The 25,903-nt window shown below is 69.0% G+C and carries 30 protein-coding genes; 18 read left to right on the top strand and 12 right to left on the bottom strand.

The window, feature by feature from the left end; all coding sequences use genetic code 11:
• Positions 1-275: 275 nt before the first annotated feature.
• Both OG588_RS31055 and OG588_RS31050 read right to left on the bottom strand, forming a co-directional pair.
• Positions 276-485: a hypothetical protein gene (locus OG588_RS31055; RefSeq protein WP_405950145.1), complete on the bottom strand. Its 210-nt coding sequence runs from the start codon at positions 483-485 to the stop codon at positions 276-278.
• Positions 478-1,083 (bottom strand): RNA polymerase sigma factor, encoded by a 606-nt coding sequence (locus OG588_RS31050; protein WP_405950144.1) that lies wholly within the window; start codon positions 1,081-1,083, stop codon positions 478-480. Before OG588_RS31050 ends, OG588_RS31055 begins: the two co-directional genes overlap by 8 nt.
• A gap of 218 nt (positions 1,084-1,301) precedes the next feature.
• Here OG588_RS31050 and OG588_RS31045 point away from each other — a divergent pair, with 218 nt between their 5' ends.
• On the top strand, positions 1,302-2,495 hold the full coding sequence (locus OG588_RS31045) for a Gfo/Idh/MocA family protein (protein WP_405950143.1): 1,194 nt from the start codon (positions 1,302-1,304) through the stop codon (positions 2,493-2,495).
• Between the two features lie 2 nt (positions 2,496-2,497).
• On the opposite strand, the gene OG588_RS31040 is transcribed toward OG588_RS31045, so the two are convergent.
• The 5 genes from OG588_RS31040 to OG588_RS31020 form a co-directional block, all read right to left on the bottom strand.
• Positions 2,498-3,973 carry an MFS transporter gene (locus tag OG588_RS31040; RefSeq protein ID WP_405950142.1) on the bottom strand — a complete coding sequence of 492 codons (1,476 nt, stop codon included), beginning with the start codon at positions 3,971-3,973 and terminating at the stop codon, positions 2,498-2,500.
• Positions 3,974-4,087: 114 nt separating this feature from the next.
• The gene (locus tag OG588_RS31035) at positions 4,088-4,477 is read right to left on the bottom strand and encodes a hypothetical protein (protein WP_405950141.1); all 390 of its coding nucleotides are present in this window, start codon (positions 4,475-4,477) and stop codon (positions 4,088-4,090) included.
• Positions 4,478-4,612: 135 nt separating this feature from the next.
• The gene (locus OG588_RS31030; RefSeq protein WP_405950140.1) at positions 4,613-5,206 is read right to left on the bottom strand and encodes a hypothetical protein; all 594 of its coding nucleotides are present in this window, start codon (positions 5,204-5,206) and stop codon (positions 4,613-4,615) included.
• 156 nt (positions 5,207-5,362) lie between these two features.
• Positions 5,363-6,034 carry a DUF4328 domain-containing protein gene (locus OG588_RS31025; RefSeq protein WP_405950139.1) on the bottom strand — a complete coding sequence of 224 codons (672 nt, stop codon included), beginning with the start codon at positions 6,032-6,034 and terminating at the stop codon, positions 5,363-5,365.
• Between the two features lie 108 nt (positions 6,035-6,142).
• Entirely contained in the window at positions 6,143-7,777 is a 1,635-nt protein-coding gene (locus OG588_RS31020) for a beta-N-acetylhexosaminidase (protein WP_405953251.1), read from the bottom strand.
• Positions 7,778-7,998: 221 nt separating this feature from the next.
• Here OG588_RS31020 and OG588_RS31015 point away from each other — a divergent pair, with 221 nt between their 5' ends.
• From OG588_RS31015 to OG588_RS30990, 6 genes are all read left to right on the top strand, one after another.
• Positions 7,999-8,565, top strand: coding sequence for a 2-oxo-4-hydroxy-4-carboxy-5-ureidoimidazoline decarboxylase (locus OG588_RS31015; RefSeq protein WP_405950138.1), 567 nt, complete (start codon positions 7,999-8,001; stop codon positions 8,563-8,565).
• Positions 8,566-8,821: 256 nt separating this feature from the next.
• Complete coding sequence (sdhC, locus tag OG588_RS31010; protein ID WP_078652359.1) at positions 8,822-9,202, top strand: succinate dehydrogenase, cytochrome b556 subunit; 381 nt, start codon at positions 8,822-8,824, stop codon at positions 9,200-9,202.
• Positions 9,203-9,207: 5 nt separating this feature from the next.
• A complete protein-coding gene (locus tag OG588_RS31005; protein ID WP_405950137.1) occupies positions 9,208-9,690 on the top strand; it encodes a succinate dehydrogenase hydrophobic membrane anchor subunit in 483 nt (160 codons plus the stop codon).
• Positions 9,691-9,720: 30 nt separating this feature from the next.
• A complete protein-coding gene (gene sdhA, locus OG588_RS31000; RefSeq protein ID WP_328679837.1) occupies positions 9,721-11,475 on the top strand; it encodes a succinate dehydrogenase flavoprotein subunit in 1,755 nt (584 codons plus the stop codon).
• On the top strand, positions 11,475-12,254 hold the full coding sequence (locus OG588_RS30995; RefSeq protein WP_317884797.1) for a succinate dehydrogenase iron-sulfur subunit: 780 nt from the start codon (positions 11,475-11,477) through the stop codon (positions 12,252-12,254). The genes sdhA and OG588_RS30995 overlap by 1 nt, the downstream gene beginning before the upstream one ends.
• A 172-nt stretch (positions 12,255-12,426) precedes the next feature.
• Positions 12,427-13,035 carry a Uma2 family endonuclease gene (locus tag OG588_RS30990; RefSeq protein ID WP_405950136.1) on the top strand — a complete coding sequence of 203 codons (609 nt, stop codon included), beginning with the start codon at positions 12,427-12,429 and terminating at the stop codon, positions 13,033-13,035.
• Positions 13,036-13,038: 3 nt separating this feature from the next.
• Here OG588_RS30990 and OG588_RS30985 read toward each other — a convergent pair whose 3' ends face one another.
• A complete protein-coding gene (locus OG588_RS30985) occupies positions 13,039-13,476 on the bottom strand; it encodes an ATP-binding protein (RefSeq protein ID WP_405950135.1) in 438 nt (145 codons plus the stop codon).
• Positions 13,477-13,615: 139 nt separating this feature from the next.
• Between OG588_RS30985 and OG588_RS30980 the strand changes: the two genes are divergently transcribed.
• The 5 genes from OG588_RS30980 to OG588_RS30960 all read left to right on the top strand — a co-directional run bounded on the left by OG588_RS30980 (position 13,616) and on the right by OG588_RS30960 (position 16,603).
• Complete coding sequence (locus tag OG588_RS30980; protein ID WP_405950134.1) at positions 13,616-14,467, top strand: helix-turn-helix domain-containing protein; 852 nt, start codon at positions 13,616-13,618, stop codon at positions 14,465-14,467.
• Between the two features lie 10 nt (positions 14,468-14,477).
• Complete coding sequence (locus OG588_RS30975; RefSeq protein ID WP_405950133.1) at positions 14,478-14,678, top strand: DUF397 domain-containing protein; 201 nt, start codon at positions 14,478-14,480, stop codon at positions 14,676-14,678.
• 285 nt (positions 14,679-14,963) lie between these two features.
• Positions 14,964-15,530 carry a hypothetical protein gene (locus tag OG588_RS30970; RefSeq protein ID WP_405950132.1) on the top strand — a complete coding sequence of 189 codons (567 nt, stop codon included), beginning with the start codon at positions 14,964-14,966 and terminating at the stop codon, positions 15,528-15,530.
• The gene (locus OG588_RS30965) at positions 15,530-15,856 is read left to right on the top strand and encodes a hypothetical protein (protein WP_405950131.1); all 327 of its coding nucleotides are present in this window, start codon (positions 15,530-15,532) and stop codon (positions 15,854-15,856) included. Before OG588_RS30970 ends, OG588_RS30965 begins: the two co-directional genes overlap by 1 nt.
• Positions 15,857-15,910: 54 nt before the next feature.
• Positions 15,911-16,603: a hypothetical protein gene (locus OG588_RS30960; protein ID WP_405950130.1), complete on the top strand. Its 693-nt coding sequence runs from the start codon at positions 15,911-15,913 to the stop codon at positions 16,601-16,603.
• Here the strand turns inward: OG588_RS30960 and OG588_RS30955 are convergent.
• Both OG588_RS30955 and OG588_RS30950 read right to left on the bottom strand, forming a co-directional pair.
• Positions 16,541-17,485 (bottom strand): hypothetical protein, encoded by a 945-nt coding sequence (locus OG588_RS30955; protein ID WP_405950129.1) that lies wholly within the window; start codon positions 17,483-17,485, stop codon positions 16,541-16,543. The genes OG588_RS30960 and OG588_RS30955 overlap by 63 nt on opposite strands.
• A gap of 124 nt (positions 17,486-17,609) precedes the next feature.
• Complete coding sequence (locus OG588_RS30950) at positions 17,610-18,236, bottom strand: Uma2 family endonuclease (protein WP_405950128.1); 627 nt, start codon at positions 18,234-18,236, stop codon at positions 17,610-17,612.
• A gap of 145 nt (positions 18,237-18,381) precedes the next feature.
• On the opposite strand from OG588_RS30950, the gene OG588_RS30945 reads away from it, so the two are divergent.
• From OG588_RS30945 to OG588_RS30930, 4 genes are all read left to right on the top strand, one after another.
• On the top strand, positions 18,382-18,792 hold the full coding sequence (locus tag OG588_RS30945; RefSeq protein WP_266861288.1) for a VOC family protein: 411 nt from the start codon (positions 18,382-18,384) through the stop codon (positions 18,790-18,792).
• Between the two features lie 96 nt (positions 18,793-18,888).
• Entirely contained in the window at positions 18,889-19,296 is a 408-nt protein-coding gene (locus OG588_RS30940; RefSeq protein WP_405950127.1) for a hypothetical protein, read from the top strand.
• A complete protein-coding gene (locus tag OG588_RS30935) occupies positions 19,293-19,814 on the top strand; it encodes a thiol-disulfide oxidoreductase DCC family protein (protein ID WP_405950126.1) in 522 nt (173 codons plus the stop codon). The genes OG588_RS30940 and OG588_RS30935 overlap by 4 nt, the downstream gene beginning before the upstream one ends.
• 11 nt (positions 19,815-19,825) lie before the next feature.
• Positions 19,826-20,635: a TetR family transcriptional regulator gene (locus OG588_RS30930; RefSeq protein WP_405950125.1), complete on the top strand. Its 810-nt coding sequence runs from the start codon at positions 19,826-19,828 to the stop codon at positions 20,633-20,635.
• Between the two features lie 22 nt (positions 20,636-20,657).
• Here the strand turns inward: OG588_RS30930 and OG588_RS30925 are convergent, their stop codons facing one another.
• Positions 20,658-23,057, bottom strand: coding sequence for an MMPL family transporter (locus tag OG588_RS30925; RefSeq protein ID WP_405953250.1), 2,400 nt, complete (start codon positions 23,055-23,057; stop codon positions 20,658-20,660).
• Between the two features lie 196 nt (positions 23,058-23,253).
• Here OG588_RS30925 and OG588_RS30920 point away from each other — a divergent pair, with 196 nt between their 5' ends.
• Positions 23,254-23,940 (top strand): response regulator transcription factor, encoded by a 687-nt coding sequence (locus tag OG588_RS30920; RefSeq protein WP_043258061.1) that lies wholly within the window; start codon positions 23,254-23,256, stop codon positions 23,938-23,940.
• Positions 23,937-25,394, top strand: coding sequence for a sensor histidine kinase (locus OG588_RS30915; protein WP_405950124.1), 1,458 nt, complete (start codon positions 23,937-23,939; stop codon positions 25,392-25,394). Before OG588_RS30920 ends, OG588_RS30915 begins: the two co-directional genes overlap by 4 nt.
• 13 nt (positions 25,395-25,407) lie before the next feature.
• On the opposite strand, the gene OG588_RS30910 is transcribed toward OG588_RS30915, so the two are convergent.
• A complete protein-coding gene (locus OG588_RS30910) occupies positions 25,408-25,815 on the bottom strand; it encodes an ATP-binding protein (RefSeq protein WP_405950123.1) in 408 nt (135 codons plus the stop codon).
• Positions 25,816-25,903 lie beyond the last annotated feature (88 nt).

Genomic DNA, 25,903 nt, shown 5'->3' with positions numbered 1-25,903 from the left:
TCCCTTCCCCGTCCACGCGGAACTCAGGGCGCGCGGCGCGGTCAGCCCCGCGCCCTGGGGCGGTCGCCTCGTGACCGGTTTCAGCACCTGCGACCAGGTACTGCGCAACGGCCTCCGGCTCGAACCGGACACCAGCTGACGGGAACACCAGCGTGCGGACAGCCGCTGGAGCGCCCCCTCCTCACTCGCGGCACCATCGAACAGCTCGGCCGCCGGGTGAGCCACATCCGACCCCGCCGCCGTCCCGTCCCGTCCCGCAGGACGCCTACAGGCCCCTACCGACCCCTGCCGCCCCCCGGCCGCCAGTCGTCCCGACGGCGCATCCTCCCCGGCCGGGTCCCGGAGTCCCGCGCCGCCCTGAACGCCGCCACTGCCCGCCGTTCCGCCGCGTCGTCCACGCCCCCGTCGCGCAGCGCCGCGCCCAGCAGACCCGGGAGACCGAGCAGACCCGGCAGACCCGTACCGCCCATGTCCCGGTCAGCCATGTCCGTCTCCGTCCCTTTCCGCTTCCCGTACGCCCAGTTCACGGGCCAGCCGCCTCAACCCCCGATAGGCGGCCGTACGCACCGCACCGGGCCGCTTGCCCAACACCCGTGCGGCGGCAGGCCCGTCGAGCCCCACGACCACCCGCAGCAGCACAGCCTCCGCCTGATCACGCGGCAACCCCCGCACCAACCCGAGGGCGTACTCCGTGGAGAGGGACTCCAGCGCCTGCTCGTGGGTGCTGTGCGGGCCCGGCAGTTCGAGTACGTCCTGTTCGAGCGTCGCCGGTCGCGGACGTACCCGCTGTCTTCGCAGGTGGTCCAGGGCCCGGTGCCGGGCGATGGTCGCCGTCCAGCCACGGAAGCCCGCCCCGTCGCCGCGGAACCGGCCCAGGTCCCGGGCGATCTCCAGCCAGGCGTCGGCCGCCACGTCCTCGGCCTCGTCGCCGACGAGCCCGCGCAGATACCCGAGCAGCCCGGGCTGCACGATCCGGTACGCGACCGCGAAAGCGCCGTCGTCGCCCTCCTGGGCCCGCGCGACGGCCGCGCCCAGTTCCCCGTCGTACGCGTGCCCGCGCCGGGGCTCGCCTGTCTGGCCCAAGGCCCGTCCTCGTCCGTACCGAGTGCGCGAAGAATCCGTACGGGCACAGCGATCCCCCTCAGCGATCCCCCGCACCCCCCATCGCCATCAGCGCCGCACCTCACAGAAACGTCACAGCCCGTCCGCCGCCCGACACATCTCCGGCCCGCCGACGGGGCACGGTCCCTCTGGCCCCGGTGTCCGTCCGCCCGTGGCGTCCCCGCGAACGAAGGAGACCCATGTCCGACCTCCGTATCGGTGTCCTCGGCTACGGTCTGCGCGGCAGCCTCGCCCGGGTCGCCCACCGCCCCGGCGCGGGCTCGCGGATCAGCGCCCTCGCGGACCCCGACCCGGCGGCCCGGGCGGAGGCGGCCCGCGACTTCCCAGGTGCGTCAACAACCGCCGACCATCGGGAAGTTGTCCTGTCCCCCCACGTCGACGCGATCCTCGTCCTGACCCCCGACCACACCCACGCCGACCTCGCCTGCGAGGCGCTGCGCGCGGGCAGACCCGTCCTCGTCGAGAAGCCGCTCGACATCACCGTCGAACGCTGCGACCGCGTCCTCCGTACAGCCCACCAGACCGGCACCCGCCTCTACGTCGGCCACAACATGCGCCACATGCCGGTGATCCGCCTCATGCGCGACCTCGTCGAGGGCGGGGCGATCGGCACCGTGAAAACGGTGTGGGTACGGCACTTCGTCGGCTACGGCGGCGACTGGTACTTCAAGGACTGGCACGCCGAACGCCGGTACAGCACCGGCCTGTTGCTCCAGAAGGCCGCCCACGACCTCGACGTGGTGCACTGGCTGGCCGGCGGCTACACCAGCCAAGTCCAGGCGTTCGGCGACCTGTTGGTCTACGGCGACAATCCGCACCGTCGCCCGCCCGGTGAACCGAAGACCCCCGACTGGTACACCGAGGACGGACACTGGCCGCCGCACACCCAGCGGGCACTCAACCCGGTCATCGACGTCGAGGACGTGTCGCTGGTCAACATGCGCCTGGACAACGGGGTGTTGGCCGCCTACCAGCAGTGCCACTTCACCCCCGACTACTGGCGCAACTACACCGTCATCGGCGACGCGGGGAGACTGGAGAACTTCGGCGACGGACCGGGCGCGGTGGTGAAGGTCTGGAACAGCCGCCGTTCGGGATACCGGGGGCACGCCGACGCCGAGCACATGGTCCCGGACGTCGCCGAGCAGGACGGCGAACACGGCGGCGCCGACCCGCTGTTGATCGACGAGTTCCTGCGCTTCGTACGGCACGGCGGGCGCACCGACACCTCGCCGGTCGCCGCGCGGATGGCGGTGGCCGCCGGGTCGGGTGCCACCGAGTCGCTGCGGGACGGCGGCACCCCGCGCGAGGTGCCGCCCCTCGATCCGGAACTCGTCGCCTACTTCGAGCGCGGTCAACTCCGGGCACCGTAGGGCTAGATGGGGGTGTCCACCGGCTGCTGCGGGGCCTCCTTCGCCACCGCACCCATGGTGGGCACCCGGTCCGTGTTCACCAGGACGCCCGCGATGAGCGCGGCCAGCAGGATCGAGGCCATCGCCCACCAGGTGGCGACGTTGAAGCCGTGCACCGCGGCCTTGGCCTCAAGGAGTTTCGGGTTCACGCCGGGGCCCGCGTGGGCGGTGGCGTAGCGGGTGGTGACCGTGGCGGCGATCGTGTTGAGGAGCGCCGTACCGATCGAACCGCCCACCTGCTGGGCGGTGTTGAAGGTGGCGGAGGCCGCGCCGGAGTCGCGCGGGGCGACGCCTCCGGTGGCCAGGGACACCGAGGTCATCATCGCCGTACCCATGCCGAGGCCGAGCATCAGCATGCCGGGCAGGATGTACGTGGCGTACGCGGGCTCCACCCCGACCTGGGCGATCAGCGCGAGCGCGCCCGCCGCGATCAGCAGACCCGGGACGATCAGGGTGCGCGGCGGAACCCTGTTGAGCAGCCGGGCCGCGACCTGGGTGGAACCGGTGATCATGCCGACGGTGATGGGGAGATAGGCGACGCCCGTCTTCACCGGCGAGTACCCGAGGACGCGCTGCATGTAGTACGTCAGGAACAGGAACACACCGAACATGCCGATGGTGACGAACAGGATGGTCAGGAACGCCCCGACCCGCTGACGGTCCTTCACCACCGACATCGGCAGCAGCGGAACCTTCGCCCGGGTCTGCCAGAACCCGAAGGCGCCGAGCAGCACGACCCCGGCGGCGAGCAGGGTCAGGACCAGTCCGTCGCCCCAACTCCGCGACTCCGCCTCGGAGAAGCCGTAGACCAACGTCAGCATGCCGAGGGAACCGAGGAGCGCGCCGGGTATGTCGAGGTGGGCTTCCGGGTGCCGGGAGCTGTCGCTGAGCAGGACCCAGGCACCGGCGAACGCGACCAGCGCGATGGGCACGTTGACGTACAAACACCAGCGCCAGTCCAGGTATTGGGTGAGGAAGCCGCCGGCAAGAAGCCCAACTGCCGCGCCCGCGCCGACAATTGCGCCGAACACTCCGAAGGCCTTGCTGCGGTCCTTCGGGTCGGTGAACGTCGTCGTGAGCAACGACAGCGCGGAGGGGGCCAGCAGGGCGGCGAAGACACCTTGCAGCGCCCGGGCGCCGAACAGCATGCCCTGATTGGCGGCGGCACCGCCGAGCGCGGACGCGGCGGCGAAGCCGATCAGCCCGATCATGAAGGTGTTCTTGCGCCCGGCGAGGTCGGCGATCCGGCCACCGAGCAGCAACAGCCCGCCGAACGCGAGGGTGTAGGCGGTGATGACCCACTGCCGGTTCCCGTCCGACATGCCGAGGTCGATCTGGGCGGACGGCAGTGCGATGTTGACGATGGTCATGTCCAGGACGACCATCAACTGCGCGAGCGCGATGACGACGAGCGCCCACCAACGACGGTTCTCGGCCATGGATCCTCCCCGGGTCCGGCGAACGCTCTCATCGTCCTCCCGCACCCCACTCTTTGGGAACGGTGGCGTCTCTTATTGCGCCGATTTTGCCGAGCCCCGCACCACCGAACTCGCCTACCGGCGAACGCCGTTCACCGCGTCCCGGCACAGCAGCCGCAGCGACCCGTGCCCGCCGAAACACCGCCGCGCCTCGTCGATGGGGTCCCACAGCCGCCCCTCCGGAGTACGCAGCCAGTGCTCACCCCCGGATGCCCACCACTCGCCACCGGTCTGCCGCGCGATCACCTCACCCGCGTACGCCCCGAACCCGCGCAACTCGCTCTCGATCGCGGCGTACGGCGCCCCGTCCCGCCGTATCTCCTCGATCATCCGGTCGACCCGCCACAGGCTCTGCGCCGAGTAGTCGAGCCGGACCCGGGCCCCCTCGCGCATGGTCGCCACGGCGTCGGCCGCCCACCGCACGGGCTGCGCGGCGGCCCTCGGCCTGTTCTCCTGAACCGTCATCACATGTGTCATCACACCGAGAAAACCTTGATGGCCGGGTGTTCCGGCACCCCGATCCGGGCATTTCCCCGGACCGGCGCAGGACCGCCCCACCCTCGCCGCACGACGATCACAGACCTCGCACCCGACTGCCGCTCAACTCCGGCCGCGCGCCCGCCGCGAGACCACCGCACGCAGGACCCGGCGCCCCTCCGTCGACACCGCGAGCACCTGGCGCAGTCCGCCGACGGCGGGGCCGGTTCCGTTTCCGGTTCCGGCGAGGAGTTCGAGGACGGCGATCTGGCGGCGCAGCTCGGCGGCGACGAGGGGCGACATTCCCTCCGTACGACCTTCACGGCGGGAGTCGACGTCGTCGTCGGCGGCGCCACCGGCCGGGACCATGACCTCCAGGAGCCGATGGATCCGCAGCGAGGCGACCGAGCAGGCATCGGCCCACTCCCGTACCTCGGTGCCGGCCGGAACCGTCGGCGCGGTCGCGAGCATCGTGCGGGCGAGCCGCACGGCTTGGTCCTCGCCGGGTTCCTCGAAGAGGCCGGGCAACTTGGCCCGCGCCTGCTCCAGGCACTCGCCCCACGTCTCCCCCACGGCCGGGTCGGCGAGGCTGGTCCACAAGGGCCGCAACACCTCGTCGTCGCCGCCCAACAACGGCACGCACCGATCCAAACAAGCCAGTCCACCGGCAGCCAGTGCGCGATCGTCGGCCTGCGCGATCAGTTCCACCAGACTCATCCAGACCTCCCTCGGCGGGGCCCCTCCCCTATGGAACCCGCGTTTCCCCTGACTGCGCGCCCCACCCCGGGAGTGTCACACGGGACACCCCCGGGCAGGCAGAAAAAACGGAAGAAGAGGTTTTCGGCCAACGGCCGGACACCTGGCCGAACGCGCTCAGAGCCCGACCGGAATCCCCGGCCCCGCCAGCGCCTTCTCGTGCTGCATACGGGTCAGCCGCAGGACGACGAGGATCGCGAGCGCGGCGGCCGCGACATGGAGGGCGTCGAAGATCATCGACTGGCCGGCGGCCGCCTGGATGGAGCCGGCGTCCTGTCCGTACTCCAGGTAGCTCACCCGGTCGACAAGGAGCGACAGGATCCACAGCGTCCACCAGACGTTGACCAGCAGATGCGGTCTGCGGGTACCCACCGGGCTGCTGGCGTCCCAGATCTCCAGGGTGATCCGGCGCGGGTACCAGAAGTTCAGCAGCGGCACGAACCACCCGACGACCGCCCACCAGGGCTTCATGCTCTGCTCGGCAGGATCGAACACCCCGGCGTTGCCTCGCACCAGCACGAACCAGGACAGATACACGATGACGCACACGAGCATCGAGCCCGACTGGGCTTTCCCGGCCAGCGAGTCGAGCGACTCCGCCGCGTTCGCACGCCCGAACACGGCACTACCGGACGCGCCGTCCACGAGGTCGCCCGTCACGTCGTACAGCTTGAATCCGGCATAGATGGCGAACAGATCGGCCGCGATGACGATCCCGAGCAGCGCGGCGGCGGCCCGGCCCAGGCCGACCGGCGAGCGGAGACGGGACACCGGTCTGGGCATGGGCATGGAAACGGACACCATGAAGCAACCCCCCGAGTGCGAACAAGCAGGGGGAACATACGATCCACCGGTCCCTCAAGTCCAACAGCATTCCGGCCGCGCCGACCGCCCCGCTCAACCCACCTTGTCCGCAAGCGACTTGAACTGCGTCCACGTCAGCGCCGGCGTCCCCGGATCCCACAGCTTCTGGACCGTGGCCCGCAACGGCATCCGGATACCGGCCGCGACCTGGGCCTGGGTCTGCGAGTTGGCGAGGTCGCACCACACCGCGAACGACCCGCCGAGGATCTGGCCGTCGTACTTGGCCGGTACCGCCGTCGTGCCGCGCAGCACCCGAGGCGTCCACTGCTCGTAGATCCGCCGCCCCGTCGGATAGACGAAGGTCTGCGGCTCGCCGAGGACGTAATAGAGGTACTCGTCGTTGTAGTTGAGGAGCTTGCGCCCCGCGCTCAGATAGGCGATGGGCTGCCGGGCGCCGATCTCCTTGCCCGTCCAGTACGCGACCTGGAGATCCTTGGCGGCCTGCACGGACGTACCCGCGAAGAAGCCGTCGTTCCACACCCGCATCGTGCGGTCGTGGTTGCGGACCGTGTCCGCGCGGTCGTTGAGCCAGCCGGTGGTGAGGTCGGCGACGGTGCCACCGGAGCCGTAGGCCTTCGTGGCCTCGGCCGCCAACTGCGGGAAGGATGCCTGGGGGTTGGCGACCGTGAGCGCCTGGTACTCGTCACCGCCGAGGTGCCACTGGTCCCCGGGGAACAACCCGGCGTACTCGTCGAGGAGTTCGTCGACGATCGCGGCGGACGCGTCCTTGGAGATGTCGATCGCGCCGCGCGTGGCGATGCCCGACACGTTCCGCAGTTGCAGATCCGGATGAGCGGCGAGCACCGCGCCCAGGTGTCCCGGTGAGTCGATCTCGGGCACAACGGTGATGTGCCGACTGGCCGCGAGATCGACGATCTGCTTCACCTGCGCCTTGGTGAGGTGATCCTTCGACACGACTTCCGGATGGCTGGTGGACGCGATCCGAAAACCCTGGTCGTCGGAGAAGTGCAGCCCCAGCTCATTGAACTTGAGGTCGCCCAACTCCCGTACCCGGTCCTCGATCCAGCCCGCGGTGAACGGCTTGCGCGCGATGTCCAGCATGAACCCGCGCCGCGGCTTGGCCGGTTGGTCGTGCACAACACCCTCCGGCGCCGTACCGCCACCGTGCACTTCCTGCTTGAGCGTCCGGGTCCCGTAGAACACCCCGGCGTCCGAGGGCCCGCTGATGGTGACCCGCCCCCCGCGCACGGTCATGGCATACGACTCCGGGTCCGCGCCCTCGTCGTCGTTCAGGGCCAGTCGTACGTCCCCGGCGCGCACGTCACTCGCCTCGCCGCCGTACGTGAGCCCCAGCTCACCCGCGATCAGCCGCCCCTCGTCGACGAGATCGGCGTCGTCGACGACGACCCGGTACCCCTTCGCGGGCCGCCAGCCAGGACCACGCGCGGGCGTATGGGAACGCACAGCGGGAATGGTGCGGGGCGTCTGCGACAACGGATACGACCGGGTCGGACTCGGACTCGGCGTAGGGGACGCGGAACGGGAGGCCGCGCCGCGCGAGGCGGCGGAGGTCTCGTCGGCGGACCCGACCGCCGTACCCCCAAAACCCCCCTCGTCCCCGGACGCGGCCCACAGCCCGAGGCCCACCCCGCCCCCGACCACCACGGTGGCCGCGGCGACCGCGATCAGCCCCCGCCGCTGCCTCAACGACTTCGACGGCTTCACCTGCTTCGCCGACGAGCGGCGCCTGTGCTGGCTCACGGCGCCAACCTACGGCCCCGGGCGGATCGCCGGTGTCCACCACGCGTTCCGAAACTCTCCCTTCCGGGTGAAATTCGGGCATCCGTCGGACACCTCATGACCACTCCCGATAACGTGGTGACGCACTTCTCACTCTTCAGCACCGCATCCCCTGCCGCACCGTCTCCGTGACGCGAGGATCCACACTGCCTGCGCCCCGCCTTCCCCAGCTCCCCGACCTTCCCGGCCGAGTGGCCATACCGGCGCTGCCCGAGCAGTCCCGGACGTCGCGGTACCCGAATTCGCTGGCGGGGTTCAACGCCGCGTCCCCCGACGACGCCCGCCACACCCTCCTCGCCTGCCTCCACAGCCTCCACTGGTCCCGCCGCCTCTCCGACCACCGCCCCTACCCCGACCTCGACTCCCTACTCGCCGCATCCGACGAGGCGGCGTACGACCTGACGGCGGGAGACCTGGCGGAGGCCTTGGCGGGCGAGTCACTGCCGGTCCTGCCGGACGACACGTACGAGGCCGCACATATGGCCCTGGACGCGGCCCACGCGGCATACGAGGCGAGGTTCGGCCACGTGTTCGTCATCTGCCCGGACGGCATTGCCCCGGACGAGGTCCTGGACCACGTACTGGCAGGCATCCGGTCACGATTGACGAACGACCCGGAGGAGGAACGGGTGGTGGTGGCAGAGGAACTCCGCCGCCTTGCAAGAGGGCGCTTGCTGCGTGTTTTCAGCTTTTAAGGGGCGCGGGGAACTGCGCGACCAGCCACAACGGCGCCGCACCCGGCATTCAACGCAATCCCCCACCCCAATAGCCGCCCGAAACTAGCCCATACGCGCACCTTTGGGTGCCATTTTGATCACACCAGCAGGCCCGCCGTAAGACCCACATCAACGGCTGGATACGATGCTGAGGGCCGGAGGACCGTACCCGGCCGGGCCCGACCGACAGAGAAGCCGGCGCGGCCCTAAATCCCCGCTCCCGGAGGGTTCTTCCGTGCCGGCTGGAACGCTGTACCGCGGCCGGGAAGGAATGTGGTCCTGGGTGGCTCATCGAGTCACCGGCGTCCTCATCTTCTTCTTCCTGTTCGTACACGTGCTGGACACCGCTCTTGTGCGTGTCTCCCCCGAGGACTACGACAAGGTCGTAGCCACCTACAAGACGCCGATCGTGGCACTGCTGGAGTACGGCCTCGTCGCCGCGATCCTCTTCCACGCCCTCAACGGCCTGCGCGTCATCGCCGTCGACTTCTGGTCGAAGGGCCCGCGCTACCAGAAGCAGATGCTCTGGTCCGTCGTCGGCCTGTGGCTGGTGCTCATGCTCGGGGCGATCTACCCCGTGCTCGGCCACGCCGCTCGTGTTCTCTTCGGGAGCTGACCCAGATGTCCACGACTGAAACCGCGACGTCGAACATCGGCCCCGTCGAGAGCGCGCCCGTCTACTCCGTAGACAACCCCGCGCCCCTCATCGAGGCCCCCCGCAAGCGCACCAAGAAGACCCCGAAGTCGACCCGGGGCAACTTCGAGATGTACGGCTGGCTCTTCATGCGTCTGTCCGGTGTCGTGCTGGTCGTCCTGGTCCTCGGCCACCTGCTGATCCAGCTCGTGCTGGACGGCGGTGTCTCCAAGATCGGCTTCGCCTTCGTGGCGGGCCGCTGGGCCTCGCCGTTCTGGCAGGTCTGGGACCTGCTGATGCTCTGGCTGGCGATGCTGCACGGCGCCAACGGCCTGCGCACGGTCATCAACGACTACGCGGAGCGCGCGAACACCCGGCTGTGGCTCAAGGGCCTGCTCTACACCGCCACGGTGTTCACCATCCTGCTGGGCACGCTGGTGATCTTCACCTTCGACCCGAACATCCGCTAGGCCATCGGGCTGAGGGACTGAGGAATTCTGATGAAGATCCACAAATACGACACCGTCATCGTCGGCGCCGGCGGCGCCGGTATGCGCGCCGCGATCGAGTCGACGAAGCGCAGCCGCACCGCCGTCCTGACCAAGCTCTACCCCACCCGCTCCCACACGGGCGCCGCGCAGGGCGGTATGGCCGCCGCGCTCGCCAACGTGGAGGAGGACAACTGGGAGTGGCACACCTTCGACACGATCAAGGGCGGTGACTACCTGGTCGACCAGGACGCCGCCGAGATCCTGGCGAAGGAGGCCATCGACTCGGTCCTCGACCTGGAGAAGATGGGCCTGCCGTTCAACCGCACGCCGGACGGCACGATCGACCAGCGCCGCTTCGGCGGTCACAGCCGCAACCACGGCGAGGCCCCGGTCCGCCGGTCCTGCTACGCGGCCGACCGCACCGGCCACATGATCCTCCAGACGCTGTACCAGAACTGCGTGAAGGAGGGCGTGGAGTTCTTCAACGAGTTCTACGTCCTCGACCAGCTGATCGCCGATGTCGACGGCGTGAAGACGTCGGTCGGCGTGGTCGCGTACGAGCTGGCGACCGGCGAGATCCACGTCTTCCAGGCGAAGGCCGTGATCTACGCGTCCGGCGGCTGCGGCAAGTTCTTCAAGGTGACGTCGAACGCGCACACCCTGACCGGTGACGGCCAGGCCGCCGTGTACCGGCGCGGGCTGCCGCTGGAGGACATGGAGTTCTTCCAGTTCCACCCGACCGGCATCTGGCGCATGGGCATCCTGCTGACGGAGGGCGCCCGCGGTGAGGGCGGCATCCTCCGCAACAAGGACGGCGAGCGCTTCATGGAGAAGTACGCGCCGGTGATGAAGGACCTGGCGTCGCGAGACGTGGTGTCGAGGTCCATCTACACGGAGATCCGGGAGGGCCGCGGCTGCGGTCCCGAAGGCGACCACGTCTACCTCGACCTCACGCACCTCCCGCCGGAGCAGCTGGACGCCAAGCTGCCCGACATCACGGAGTTCGCGCGCACCTACCTCGGTATCGAGCCGTACACGGACCCGATCCCGATCCAGCCCACCGCGCACTACGCGATGGGCGGCATCCCGACGAACGTCCAGGGTGAGGTCCTCACCGACAACACCACGGTCGTCCCGGGCCTGTACGCGGCCGGCGAGGTCGCCTGCGTGTCGGTGCACGGCGCGAACCGCCTCGGCACCAACTCCCTCCTGGACATCAACGTGTTCGGGCGTCGGGCGGGCATCGCGGCGGCGGAGTACAGCCAGAAGGCGTCCTACGTCGAGCTGCCCGAGGACCCGGCGCAGCAGGTCATCGACCAGGTCGAGCACCTGCGCAACTCCACGGGCACCGAGCGCGTGGCGGTCATCCGCCGCGAGCTGCAGGAGTGCATGGACGCGAACGTCATGGTGTTCCGCACCGAGCAGACGATCAAGACGGCGGTCGAGAAGATCGCGGAGCTGCGCGAGCGCTACCGCAACGTCTCGATCCAGGACAAGGGCCGCCGTTTCAACACGGACCTGCTGGAAGCGATCGAGCTCGGCAACCTCCTGGACCTCGCCGAGGTCATGGCGGTCTCCGCCCTCGCCCGCAAGGAGTCCCGCGGCGGTCACTACCGCGAGGACTACCCCAACCGCGACGACGTCAACTTCATGCGCCACACCATGGCGTACCGCGAGGTCGGCGACGACGGCACCGAGTCCATCCGTCTCGACTACAAGCCGGTCGTCCAGACCCGCTACCAGCCGATGGAGCGTAAGTACTGATGGCTACCCCTGTTCTGGACAAGGCGGAAGCGGCCGGCCAGCCCGAGCCCGGCTTCGCCGACTCCCCGTACATCACGGTCACCTTCCGGATCCGCCGCTTCAACTCCGAGGTCTCGGCGGAAGCGGTCTGGGAAGACTTCCAGCTGGAGATCGATCCCAAGGAGCGCGTCCTCGACGGCCTCCACAAGATCAAGTGGGAACTGGACGGCACCCTCACCTTCCGCCGTTCCTGTGCCCACGGCATCTGCGGTTCGGACGCGATGCGGATCAACGGCAAGAACCGTCTCGCCTGCAAGACCCTGATCAAGGACCTCAACCCCGAGAAGCCGATCACGGTCGAGCCGATCAAGGGTCTGACGGTCCTGAAGGACCTGGTCGTCGACATGGACCCGTTCTTCCAGGCGTACCGCGACGTGATGCCCTTCCTCATCACCAAGGACACGAACGAGCCGACCCGGGAACGCCTCCAGTCGGCGGAGGACCGCGAGCGCTTCGACGACACCACGAAGTGCATTCTGTGTGCAGCCTGCACGAGCTCCTGCCCGGTCTTCTGGAACGACGGCCAGTACTTCGGCCCGGCCGCCATCGTCAACGCCCACCGCTTCATCTTCGACTCGCGTGACGAGGCGGGCGAGCAGCGCCTGGAGATCCTCAACGACCGTGACGGCGTGTGGCGTTGCCGGACGACCTTCAACTGCACGGACGCGTGCCCCCGAGGCATCGAGGTCACGAAGGCGATCCAGGAAGTGAAGCGGGCGCTGATCACGCGGCGCTTCTGAGGTTGTTTTCTGTACGTCGTCTTCTTGTACGGCCATGAGGGCCCCGTTCCTGTTCTGGAACGGGGCCCTCGGGCGTGCGGGGCCACGATCGGGTGAAGCACCTCTTTCAGGGCTCCTGAGGGCTGCCCGGCCTACGATGATGCTCTCGACAACAGCCCACGGGAGGCACGTGATGTCCGCAGCACCCGTCGAGCAGCCGCACGGCGACCGGTCGCTGATCGCGGAGGCGAACAGCATCATGGATCGCCTTCCGGGCCGCCGCGTCGAGATCATCGGAGGCCTGATCCTCGTGACGCCATCTCCCGACGTCGCTCATTCGAGGGCGCTGAAGAAGGTGACTCGCCCTTTCGAGGCCGCTGGCCTCGATGAGAACGAGACCGAGGTGCACCAGGCCATCGGCGTCTGGCTGCCGGACGGCCCCGAGGACTACGCGATTCCCGATCTCTGCATCGTCGAAGCCGACATCGAAGACCACCTCATCGAGAACAACTGCTACGACCCCGTGGTCTTCCGACTCGTCCTGGAGGTCACCTCCAGCAACTGGAAGGCCGACCTCCGCACCAAGGTCACCGCGTACGCCCAGGCCAAGATCCCGGTGTACGTCATCGTCGACCGCAAACACCAGCACCTCCACGTCCTCACTGACCCGGCGGGGGACGATTACACCAACCACCGCATCCACGCCCCCGGCGAACTCGTCACCCTCCCCGACTCCCTCGGCGCGAAGGTCGCCCTGGACGTCGAGGAGATCCTCAAGGCGGGTCAGCCGAAGGGCGATTGAGGCTCAGGCCGCCGCCAACTCGCACCACAGCAACTTCCCGCCCATCCCGAAGAGATCGTCCCCGAGCGGATACCCGCCCCACGCCACGGCGTAGTGACCGACGAGGAACAGCCCCCGCCCTCCATCGGCGTCGACCGGAACCGACCGAAGAGGACCGGACCGCTTGTCGAACGGCGGCGGAATGTCCGGGTTGGCGTCCCAGACGCTCACCCGGAGGCGACGGGAGTCGAGACACCGCAGGCGGAGGGTGGCGGTGCCGCCCGCGTGACGATAGGCGTTGCTGACGAGTTCGGAGACCAACAGTTCGGCAGGATCGGCCAGTTGATCCATCCCGTGCCCGGCGAGTACGGCACGGACGGTAGCGCGGGCGATGCGTACGGCGCGGGGATCGTGGGGCAGTTGGAGGGCGTACGCCCACGTTGGCGGGGATACGGTGACCATGAACGCCTCCTGCGGAGGGGGTAGTTGAGCGGTTCGGAACTCACCGTAGCGGCGTACGTAGAATGGTTTCTACGAAACCTGCGAATACATCCGACGGTCCACTCGTGTGGGTGACCACAGGACGAGGGAGCGAAGCAGCATGCCACCACGGCAGACACCCACGGCACGCCAGATCCGCCTGGGCGCCGAGCTGCGGAAACTGCGTGAGCACGCGGGCCTCACCGCTCGCGCGGCGGGCGAGATGCTCGGCGCCAACCAGGCCCGGATCAGCAACATCGAGACGGGTCGCTTCGGTCTCAGCGAGCAACGGGTCCGCACCCTCGCGCAGAACTACGACTGCACCGACGAAGCCCTGATCGACGCGCTCGTAGCCATGACGGCGCACCGCGAGCGCGGCTGGTGGGAGGAGTACCGGGACACGCTCCCGCCCCGATTCCTGGACGTCGCGGAAATGGAACACCACGCCGTCGCGCTACGAGTGGCCCAGGTCATCAACATCCCCGGGCTGCTCCAGACCCCGGAGCACGCCCGCACCCTCTTCCGCCAGGCAGTCCCCACGCTCCGCCCGCACGAGATCGAGTACCGCATCTCCCACCGCATCAAGCGCCAGGCCATCCTGCACCGGGCGCAGCCGCCGCAATACACGGCGATCATCCACGAGGCCGCGCTGCGCATGCGGTTCGGCGGCGGCGAGGTGGCTCGCGCCCAGCTGGATTACCTCGCCAAGACCAGCGAACAGCCGCACGTCACGGTTCAGGTGATTCCCTTCGACGGCACCGTGTTCCCCACCGTCGGCCATGGCCTGGACTACGCCCACGGGCCGGTACCCGCCCTAGACACCGCACAGCTCGACGCGGCGCACGGCAGCGAACTCATCGACTCCGTCGCGCAGTTGACCAAATACCGACTGATCCTGGACCGCATGGAGGAGGTCACCCTCGAACCCGACGCATCCCGCGACCTCATCCACCGCATCGCCCAAGACACCTGAGAGCCGAGCCGTGACCCCACTCAACTGGCAGAAGTCCACCTACAGCGAAGAGGCCTCCTCCTGTGTCTACGTCGCCTCCGCCCCCACCGGAACGATCCTCCTCCGCGAATCCGACGACCCGGCCAAGACCATCCTCACCACCGGCACCCACCAACTCAGCGCACTGATATCAGCCTTCAGATACGAGCCGGATACCACCACGGCGAGGTGACACCGGTCCACGTCCCACAACCGGCCGACGTGATCGGGAGCCGTACTCGTACCGCCAGAGTCACTGATGGGTGCTCGCGCGGGATCGAAGTCACGAAGCCGATTCAGGAAGTCGAGCGTGCACTCGCCACGCGCCGCCCGCCCGCAGTCTCGCCTCAAGGCCATGTTTCCGCACCTTCAGGAACAGGGCCCCCGTGCGTTATTGGCTGCTTTGCACTCCTGCTGAACGGTTCGTTCTGGGCCCACACTGCCCTGTGAGGTGACGGCGTATGCCGGAGGGGGCACCGTGGCGGACAAGCTGAACGACAAGGAAAAGCCGAGACGGTACGGCTATGACGCTGCGATGAAGGATGCCTTCTTCATCGCAGCACCGCTCTTCACCGCCGCTGCACTCTCCCTGGCTGGTGTGGTGGCGGGCTCCGACGAGGCTTTCCTGTTGCCTGGGCCGACCCTGATCCTGCTGGTCGCCAGCGCCCTCGTACTGATCGCCGCCATTCAACTCAATTACTATGCGCGCCAGTTCGCCTTCAGCTTCAAGGACGTGGAGGACCGGCTGGGCCATGTGGACGCCTGGCAGCGCCTCCCTCCGCTTGAGCGCAATCAGAGATTCGCGCGCCGCTTGCGGGTGGCTCAACGCCGCTACAGGAGGTTTGCCAACTATTCGGCCCGCTGCTTCAACCTCGGGCTGTTGCTTCTTGGCCTCGGGGTGGCGTGCGCGCTGGCGCCATCCGACACCGCCAAGCAGCATATGGGGCGCTGGATCGCCGGCGGGCTCGTGTTCGCCGCGACGTGCCTGGAAGGCCTGTGGATCAGGTACCTGATCCACCGTGAACTCTCCGGAGAGGAAGACTGATGCTGTACGACACTGTCCTGCCCGGTGTGGAACCGCTGCAAGCGCATGTGTGCTCCGGCTGCGAGGTCGAGTTCAATGGTCCAAGGGTGCGCAGAAAGGAACTGGAACAGTCGCTCGACGGTCCAGCTGAGGACCTGAGGAAGTTCTTGAGCAGGTACGGGGACATGGTGGACCACGACCTGTCGAATTGCCCTCTGACGAACGTCCGGGCCGCGCTCATCGCCATCTCCGACGACACGGAGGAAGCCCTCCTCTGGGAAACGACCGTTCGCACGAAGCTCGGCGAACCTCTACTCCCCGACAGCCCCGCAGTTGAGCCGGACTAACATGTCGCCGCGGCTGCCTCCGGGGCCCGCACGACCCGGAGGCGGTAGCGGGCCATGGCGTACGGCAAGGACGGTGCCCGTACCTCGCGCGCCCGATTGTGGTTCGGTCTCCTTGCCGTGGTCATCGGCTGCTACCTCGCCGGCGATGCCGGACAACGGGCCCGCGTCGCGCTGGAGTTCGGTGCCCGGTGGTGGCCATGGGCCTTGCTGGGCCTGGCCGTTGTCAATCTGTTGCGGTCGATGCTGCCGAACGGCTCGCTCATCGGCCCGTTGCTTCTCATGGCTGTCGCCGCGGCCGGCCTCTCGACATCCAGCAACGTCGGCACCGCCACCGTGACGAACCTGGCGCTCCCAGGACTTCTGACGCTGGGTGGCACCGTGCTGGTGGTCGCCTCTTCCGGCCCTGAACAGAAGTCGAGTTGGAGCAGTGTCCTGACGACAGGTCGGGTCGTGATACCCCAGGACACGGGCAGGACGGTCACGGTCCGGGCCGTACTCGGTGAGTTGCGGGCCGACTTGACGAGTACGACGGAGGAGAGCCGGACCGTCATTCACGTCACGGCGATCGCCGGACATGTACGCGTGACCGTTCCCCGGGAGCGCTGGGTAAAGGTGCACTCGTCCGGAACCGTGCTGACGCACATAGCCGAGACAGGACAGAAGGCGGCAGAAGTTCTCGACCCCTCAGCCGGCTTCACCATCCACGTGCTCGGAATGTGTTCGGTGGTCGGCATCGTCAGAGTGTGAGCGACCACCACCGTGATCGTACGAGACCCGCCCGACGGCCTGCCCGGTGAACCGGTCCGAGACTGCGCCGAAGATCTCCTGCTCCGCCTGGTCATCGAGCGGCAGCGGGTAGTGCAGCGCATCCAACAACTCGAAGCGGTGCAGGTCGTACACCACATGCATCAGCCCTGAGTAGGCCTGCGCGACAATGACCGCGCCCTTGTACGCGACCGCTGCGAGCAGCAGCGCCCCGCCCCACAGCCACCACAAGTTCACCTCGTCGTAGACGGCGACCCCGGACACCACGGCCACGGCGAGGAAGCTCCAGCAGAGGTTGACGGACGTGTCCAGGGCATCTCTGGCCGCGCTGAGGGTGTCCGACATCCGGTCCGAGACCTGCATGTAGACACGCGGCCAGGAAGCAAGCGTGGAAAGGCCGTACCTCTCGCCCGCGCTGAGCTCGCCGGCACGCAGAGCGTTGCCGAGGGAAGTCGGCAACAGAACGCCCACGTCCGGGCGTGCTTTCAGCCTTCGCCCCGCATCCGCCCGCCTACGACGGGCCGTATCACCCCGGACGGCACCTTCGGCCCGCTCCCTCAATGCCTCCCAGCGGCGCCGCTGCACTTCGATCAGCACCCCGGCAAGCCCGGCCGTAGCCGGCCACCGGTCCCAGTACCCCTCCAGCACCCGCACCGCCCGCACTTGGAACGGCTGAAGCAACAGGGCCAGGAGTGACGTACACACGGTGAGAGCCACCAGGATTCCGGCCTGCCCACTCGGGTTTCCGGGAATCACCCGAGCCCAGTCACTGCGCCCCGCAAAGCTTCCGGCGCGCACCAGGGCCCCGAGGCAGGTCACGAAGAGCCCACACGGCACGAAACCGACCATCAGCAGCCGCCGCACGAAGCCGCCTCTCTCTACGGCCTGCTTCCCTCAGGCCCGCACCCGCCCCACACGCCCCTGATCCCTCATCAGTATCGCTTCCGGACCGTGTACACGGGAGGGGTACTCGTAGAGATCGTTCAGATCAGGCCGACGGACGTCCTGGACGCCGGTTGATCGCCGTCAGGTCGATCTCGAGGTCGAAGGGCACGGAGAGCTTGAGGCGGTCGTGGAAGATGCCGGTGAGGCCGTAGGACTTCGTCGCGGGGTCGAGTTCGTAGACGTAGACGACAGGGAGGCCCTTGTTCTCGTCCTGCTCGACCCGCCAGTAGTGGCGGACGCCCGCAGCCGCGTATTTGGGCGGCTTGATCTCGCGGTCTCGCTCCAGGGAATCGGCGGAGACGACTTCGACGGCGAGGAGCACGTCTTCCGGCTTGTGCCAGTTCTGGTCGGGGCCGAGGTCCGCTTCCCCGCGGATCACCAGGATGTCGGGCTCGGGCCGGTTCCTCCGATCCAGTTTGATGGTGAACTCCCGGTCGACGTCCAGGTCATCCGGTACCTGTTCCAACAGGCTGTGCTCAAGCAGGCGCATGCATCGCATGTGAAAGCGCGTCTGCGGGCTCATGAAGACGAGACTCCCGTCGATCAACTCCGTGTGCGGCGGGAGGCCCGGAATCCGGTCGAGGTCGTCCGCGGTCCAACCCTCGGCGGGCGGAATCGGCCAGCGGTACGCCGGCTCGTCGTCCAGCCCCTTCTCGGATGCGGCGCTCATCAGTGCTCCCATGGGACGGAGTCTCGCCAGTCCGCCCAGCGTACCGAGAGGGAATAAGGGGCGCTTCACCTCAACGGGTGATCACATGTTCGGCCCGCGGTCAGCCCCTCCTGACCCCTCACCTGCGAACACCTAACCTGACGACATGTCAGACGAAGAGTCGTACGAACTGCTCGGCTTCGACAACCTCCTCCTCCCCGTCGGGGACCTCACCGAGGCCGTCCCCTTCTATGAGCGCGCCGGGTTCACCGTCGGGTTCCGGCTCGACGAGGCCGGTATCGCGATCCTGAAGGTCGGCGGCGAGACGCCCGGAGTTCTCCTGCGGCAGGAGGACGGGCTCGGACACAGACCACCCCCCTGGCCCTCACCCCGCGTGTGGCTGGAGGTTCCGGACGCACGGAAGGCGGCCCAACACCTCACCACCGCCGGGATCCCCCTCCTCGACGCGCCGTTCTCCGTGGCCACCGGGTGGACCGTCGAGATCGCCGACCCCTGGGGCAACGTCATCGGGTTCACGGACTACTCGAAGCGGCCGGAGCTGGCGCGGCGGGTGTGACGCAGGTCCCAGCGCAGGAAAGTTGAACACGTTCAAAAATGCTCCTACAGTTCTTCCTGTCAGCACTTTTGAACGTGTTCAAGAAGGGGGAGGCGCATGGACCGCACGGTCATCGCCTACGTCATCTACCTGGTCGTCAGCATCGGGCTCACCGTCTGGGTGGCCCGCACGCTCAGCCGCAACGGGCGGATCTTCCTCGCCGACGTCCTCCGGGGGAACGAAAAACTCGCGGAGGCCGTGAACCACCTCCTAGTAGTGGGCTTCTACCTCGTCAACCTCGGGTTCGTCGCCCTGTACCTCAGCGGCGACGGCACCATCGAGGACACCCGGGGCATCTTCGAGGCCCTGTCGAAGAAGGTGGGCGTGGTGCTGCTGGTGCTCGGGGTGATGCACCTGGGGAACGTGTTCGTGCTGAACAAGATCCGCCGGCGCGGCGTGCTGGAGCACGAGCAGGTGCCGCCGGTCGGGCCGCAGGGCTGGGTTCCGCCGACGGCCGGGGCGTGACGGGGGTGGCCCCGGCCCTCGGCGGGACCCAGGACCGGGACGCCCAGCGCGTCCCGGTCCACGGGCTCACCGTCCTCTACGACGCCGACTGCTCCCTGTGCGCCTTCCTGCGCGACTGGCTCGTACGGCAGTCGCAGCTGGTGCCCCTGGAGCTGGTACCGGCGTCCTCCGAAGAGGCCCGGCGGCGCTTTCCCGGGCTCGACCACCGCGCCACCCTCGACGAGATCACCGTCGTCGGCGACTCCGGGCAGGTCTACCAGGGCGCCGCCGCCTGGATCGTCACCCTGTGGGCCCTGCGCGAACACCGGCCGCTGGCCCACCGGTTGAGCACCCCGGCCGGGGCCAGGATCGCCAGAGGCGCCGTGCTCGCCGCCGCCAAGTGGCGTGGGACGCAGTGGGGTCCCGGACGCTGGGGCGGCGGTGTGTATCGGCAACGGGACGGGTGGACGTACGACCCGAGCAAGGGGTGGTCGTACACCGGGCCGGGCTGCGCCGACGGCTCGTGCAGCACTGGATAGGCTCTGTCTCCGTGCCCGTGAAGAACGACAGCCCCGAAGAGGACGGCGGTACGCCCGCCAGGTCCGCGAAGTCCGAGCAGACCCGTGCGCTCATCCTGGAGACGGCCATGCGGCTGTTCCAGGAGCACGGCTACGACAAGACGACGATGCGGGCGATCGCCAAGGAGGCGGGCGTCTCGGTCGGCAACGCGTACTACTACTTCGCCGGCAAGGAGCACCTGGTCCAGGGCTTCTACGACCGTCTCGCCGAGGAGCACCGGCTCGCGGTCCGCGAGGTGCTGGACCGGGAGACCGATCTGGAGGCGCGGCTCGCGGGTGTGCTGCGGGTGTGGCTGGACATCGCGAAGCCGTACCACGAGTTCGCGGTGCAGTTCTTCAAGAACGCCGCCGACCCGGACAGCCCGCTCAGCCCGTTCTCCGCGGAGAGCGAGCACGCGCGCGTGCAGGCCATCGACGTCCACAAGGAGGTGCTGTTCGGGGCGAAGACCAAGGTGGCGCCGGAACTGCGGGACGTGCTCCCGGAGTTGATGTGGCTCTCCCAGATGGGGCTCGTCCTGTACTGGGTGTTCGACCGGACCGAGGGGCGCGAGCGGAGTTACCGGCTCGCGGAGCGCGGGGCCCGGCTCACCGCGCGCGGTGTGTCCCTCGCGCGCTTCCGGGTGCTGCGGCCCCTCGTCCTGGAGGTGCACGAGCTGTTCACGGACTTCCTGCCGGGCATGACCCACGCGCTGCCCGACCCGGCGAAGGCCAAGAAGAAGCAGGCGAAGCAGGAGAAGCGCGGGGCGCCCGCCGACGGACCTGCCGACGACGAACGCCCCTGAGCACTCAGGTCGGTCGACGGCGTCAGTTGACGGCGTCCACCTCGCCCTCCGCGAGCTCGACGTCGTAGACCAGCGGACCGTCCGCCACCGTCACCTTGCGGGCGATCGAGCCGTACGACGTGGCCGTCGTCGCCAGGAGGTAGGTCCCCGGTGCCGGGACCGACACGATGTACGAGCCGTCCGCCAGGGACTCGACGCGGTCCAGCTGGCGTCCCCCGGCCGTCAGCAGCGTCACTGACGCGCCCTCCACGGGCTCACCGTCCGTCGTACGGACAAAACCGTGTACGGCCGAGGACGGGCCCTCCACGGCGGCCGGAGCGGGCTCCTCGGCGGGTTCCACGGCGAGGTGCGGCAGGCCCTTGTCGAGCCAGCCGGGGAGCCACCAGTTGGAGTTGCCCAGGAGGTGCATCGCGGCCGGCACCAGGGCCGTACGCAGGATGAAGGCGTCCAGGGCCACCGCGGCGGCCAGGCCGACGCCCGCCGTCGCCGCGCCGGAGTTGCCGCTGAGGACGAAGGCCAGGAAGACGCAGACCATGATCAGGGCGGCGGAGTTGATGACGCGGCTGGTCTCCGCGAGGCCGACGCGCACCGCGCGGGCGTTGTCCTTGGTGTGGACCCACTCCTCGTGCATACGGCTCACCAGGAACACCTGGTAGTCCATGGAGAGGCCGAACAGCAGGGACAGCATGATGACCGGCAGGAAGGCGTTGATCGGGCCCTCCTTGCCGAGGCCCAGCATGTCCAGGCCCCAGCCCCACTGGAAGATCGCCACCAGGACACCGAAGGAGGCCGCCGCCGCGATGAGGTTCATCAGGGCGGCCGTCAACGGGACGACCAGGGAACGGAACGCGAGCAGGAGCAGCAGGAAGCTCAGGCCGATGATCGTCGCCACGAAGAGCGGGAGGCGGTCGCCCGTGACGGCCGCGAAGTCCTTCGAGATCGCCGTCACGCCCCCGACGTGACCGGTCGCGCCGGCCCCGGGGATCACCTTGTCGCGCAGGGTGTCGATCAGGTCGTCCGTCTGCACGGACTGCGGTGAGGTCTTCGGGACGACCTGGATCACCGTCACCCCGTCCGTGGGCGGCAGCGCGGCGACCTGGGCCACGTCCTTCGTCCCCTGGATGTCCTTCACCAGGGTGGCCGTGTCACCGCTCGAAGTGACCACCTGGAGAGGGCCGTTGAAGCCGGGGCCGAAACCGTCGGCCAGGAGGTCGTACGCCTTCCTGGTGGTCGTCGAGGTGTTGTCGTTGCCCTGGTCGGTGGCGCCGAGGCGCAACGACAGCACAGGGAAGGCGAGTACGGCCATGACGACGAGGGCGAAGGCGGCGATCCGGCGCGGGCGCTTCTGCACGGCGGCCGACCAGCGGACCGCGAGGTTGTCGGTGCGCTCCGGCTCGGGCCCGTCCGCGAGCTTGCGGCGCTGCTTGCGGCTGAGCACACGCGGGCCCAGGAAGCCGAGCAGGGCGGGCAGCAGGGTCGTGGCCGCCAGGACGCTCAGGACGACCGTGAGCGAGGTGCCGACGACCACGCCGTCCAGGAAGCGCAGGTTCGTCACCAGCATGCCGGCGAGCGCGATGCACACCGTGCCGCCCGCGAACAGCACCGCGCGGCCCGAGGTGTTGAGGGCGATGACCGCCGACTCCTCGGGATCGAGGCCGCGTTGCAGGCCGCGTCGGTGCCGGGTGACGATGAACAGGGCGTAGTCGATGCCGACGCCGAGGCCGATCAGGGTGGCCAGCAGGGGTGCCAGGTCGGGGATGTCGGTGGCGTGGCTGAGGAGTTGGGTGGAGAACAGGCCCGTGCCGACGCCGAAGATCGCGATACCGATCGGGAGCAGGGCCGCGTAGAACGAGCCGAAGGCCAGGAACAGCACGACGGCCGCGGCGAGGATGCCGACGCCCTCGGCTATGCCGCCCGGCGGCTCCTCCACGCGCTGGACGGCCTGGCCGCCCAACTCGACGTGGAGGCCGTCCTGTCGGGCGTCCCGCGCGGTGTCGACGACCTTCTGGACGAGCTCCTTGGGGACGGCGTTGGCCTGCTCGGCGAAGGTGACCTGCGCGTACGCGATCGTCCCGTCGGAGCTGATCTGTGTCGCGCCCCGGGCGCCCGAGTACGGGCCGGTGACGCCACCGACGCCCTTCATGTCAGCGATCCTGTCGAGCGCGGGCTGGATCCGGGCCCGTACGGACTGGTCCTTCACCGAGCCCGAGTCGACCTTCCACACCACCGTGTCGGTGTCGCCCGAGCTGTTCGGGAACGCCTTCTGCATCAGGTCGTACGCGCTCTTGGAGTCCGTGTCCGGGAGGGAGAAGACGTTCGCGTAGTCCGTCCCCGCCGTCGTCGCCGAGAAACCCAGGCCGAACAGTGCCCCCACCCACACCAACAGGACCACCAGCCGGTGCCGATAGCACCACCGTGCCAATGCCGCCACGCTCAACGCTCCTTATTCGAAACCGAGTTGAACAGCTCGGTCGCTCGGTCGGTCGGATGGTCCCCCAGGTCCTGGGCTACAGAATTGGCGGCGGCACGCACGCGTGGACATGCATCGGCCATGACTCTCAAGGAACTCCAAAGACCGAACCGGCCCGACTGTCAGTGCCCCGGCCGATACTGGGGGCATGACGGCTCCAGGAACCGTGCTGGTGGTGGAGGACGAACCGAGCATCGCGGACGTCCTCGCCATCGCGCTGCGCTACCACCGCTTCGAGGTGATGGTCGCGGGCACCGTGCGCGAGGCGCTCGCCCTCGCCGAGCGCACCCGCCCGGACTGCGCACTGCTCGACGTGATGCTCCCGGACGGCGACGGCCGCGCCCTGGGGCACGAACTGCGCGCCCGCAGGCCCGAGCTGGCGATCGTCTTCCTCACCGCGCGGGACGCGCCGGCCGAGATCGTCGGCGCCCTCGGCTTCGGCGACGACTACATCACCAAGCCGTTCGACATCGACGTGGTGGTCGCCCGCATCACCGCCGTCCTGCGCCGCACCCGCCCGGAAGACGTCCTCCCGCAGCGCCCGCCCCTGCGCTACGGCGACCTGGAGCTGGACGAGACGACGTACTCGGTGCACCGCGCGGGCAACTCGGTCGAGCTGACCCCCACCGAGTACGCCCTGCTGCGCTTCCTGGTGCGCAACGGCGGCCGGGTCGTGCCCAAGGAGCAACTCCTGCGTCACGTCTGGCAGTACGAGCACACCCCGCCGGAGTCGACCGTCGTCGAGACCTACATCAGCTATCTGCGGCGCAAGCTGGAGACCCTGGGACCTCCCGTGATCACCACGCGGCGAGGCGTCGGATACGGGCTCGCATGAGGAAGTTCCACCTCCCGAACTGCGAGCGCGGGGCCCACTCCCTGCGCGCCAAGCTGACCCTGGCGAACGTCGCCCTGCTGGCGCTCGGCATCGTCATGGCCACCGCCGTCAGCCTCATGGGCATGCGGCACTATCTGCTCGCCCAGGTCGACACCGAGCTGACCAAGTCCCGTGATTCGCTGAGCGGTTCGCAGCTCACCATTCCGCAGCTCAACATGCTGAGCACCCTGTCCGGCATCGGCGACCATCTGATGCCCCAGGAGAGCGCCGACTCACCGAACCCGGACAAGGTGTTCGCGGCGGTCGACTCCCAGGGCGAGGTGCTCACGATCGCCGGCTTCACCCCGACCACCGACCAGCGGGCGCTCGCCGCCGTCTTCAGCGACCCGGCCACACTGGCCGCCGACGGCACACCGCGCGACATCTCGCTGCGCCACGCCCCCTACCGGGCGATCGGGACCCGGCTCGCCGACGGCACGTACATCCTGATCGCGGCCTCCACCGGCGGCCTCCACAACGGCATGGCCAAGGCCCTCAAGCTGGACCTCGCCTTCGGCAGCCTGCTGCTCGTGCTGCTCGCCGCGCTGACCATGATGAGCGTGCGCCGCCGGATGCTGCCCCTGGAGGACATGGTCGAGACCTCGACGGCCATCGCCGAGGGCGACCTGACCCGCCGCGTGCCCTCCAGCCACCACCCCACCCAGGAGGTCGAGCAGCTGCGGGTCGCCCTCAACTCCATGCTCCACCAGGTGGAGTCCGCGTACCGCACGCGCGAGCGTACGGCGGCCCAGCTGCGCCGCTTCGTCGCCGACGCCTCGCACGAGCTGCGCACCCCGCTGTCGGCGATACGCGGCTACCTCCAGCTGTACGACAAGGGCATGCTGACCGAGCCCGACGAGCGCAGGCGGGCCTGGGACCGGATGAACGCGGAGGCGGACCGTATGGGCCGTCTCGTCGACGAACTCCTCACGCTGGCCCGCCTGGACCAGCGGCCCGAGCTGCGCTTCCGCAACGTCGATCTGAGCCGCCTGGTGCGCGACGCCGCCGAGGACCTGCGGGTGCAGCAGCCGGAGCGGCCCGTCACGGTCGGCGCCGACGGCTCCCTCCTGGTGCGGGCCGACGAGTCGGGGCTGCGCCAGATACTCGGCAACCTGGTGACCAACGTCCGCACCCACACCCCCGCCGACGTGCCCGTACGGCTCGGCGTGGAGCGCGAGGACGGGGTCGTACGGCTCTGTGTCGCGGACCAGGGTCCCGGGCTCTGCGAGGACGACGCGGCGCGCGTCTTCGACCGGTTCTTCCGGGCGGGCGGCGGTGCGGGCAGCGGTCTGGGGCTGGCGATCGTGCAGGGCGTCGTCCAGGCGCACGGCGGCGAGGTGGCGGTGCGGACGGCGCCGGGCGAGGGGCTCGCGGTGACGGTGACACTGCCGACGCGGACGCCGGTGCCGTCGTAGCGCACCCGGGGTGTCACGGGAGGTCGGCCGCCTGGACCAGTGCCCAGACCGTCTTGCCGTGTGTGCCGCGGCTCCAGACGCCCCAGGCGGCCGCGATGCCCTCCACGAGGTGGAGACCGCGGCCGGCCTCCTCCAGGGCCGTCACGACCCGCAGACGGGGTTCCAGGCGACCCTCGTCCGACACCTCTATGAGGCAGGAGCCGTCCGCGAGGGCCGTCACCGCCACCTCGAACTCCCGCTCCAGGAGCGGCCCGTGGCGTACGACGTTGGTCGCCAGCTCGGAGACGAGCAGCACCGCGTCCTGGAGCGCCGGATCATCGCTCCGGTGCCCCCAGTCCGTCAGGTGGTCCCGGACCCGGCGCCGGGCGAGACCCACCGAAGCCGGGTGCCGGGGCAGCCGGAAGGAGTTGCGTCTGACCACGTCGGCTCCTCACCCCCACACACCTCCGTCACATGGTGCTGCGTGCGAGGGCCGACCGGCGTCACTCGGACAAAAGATCGAACAAAGG

The sequence above is a fragment of the Streptomyces prunicolor genome (assembly GCF_045162825.1).
GTDB lineage: Bacteria > Actinomycetota > Actinomycetes > Streptomycetales > Streptomycetaceae > Streptomyces > Streptomyces prunicolor.
Note: the sequence above shows the minus strand (reverse complement) of the source record. Positions and strands in the feature narration are given on the sequence as shown.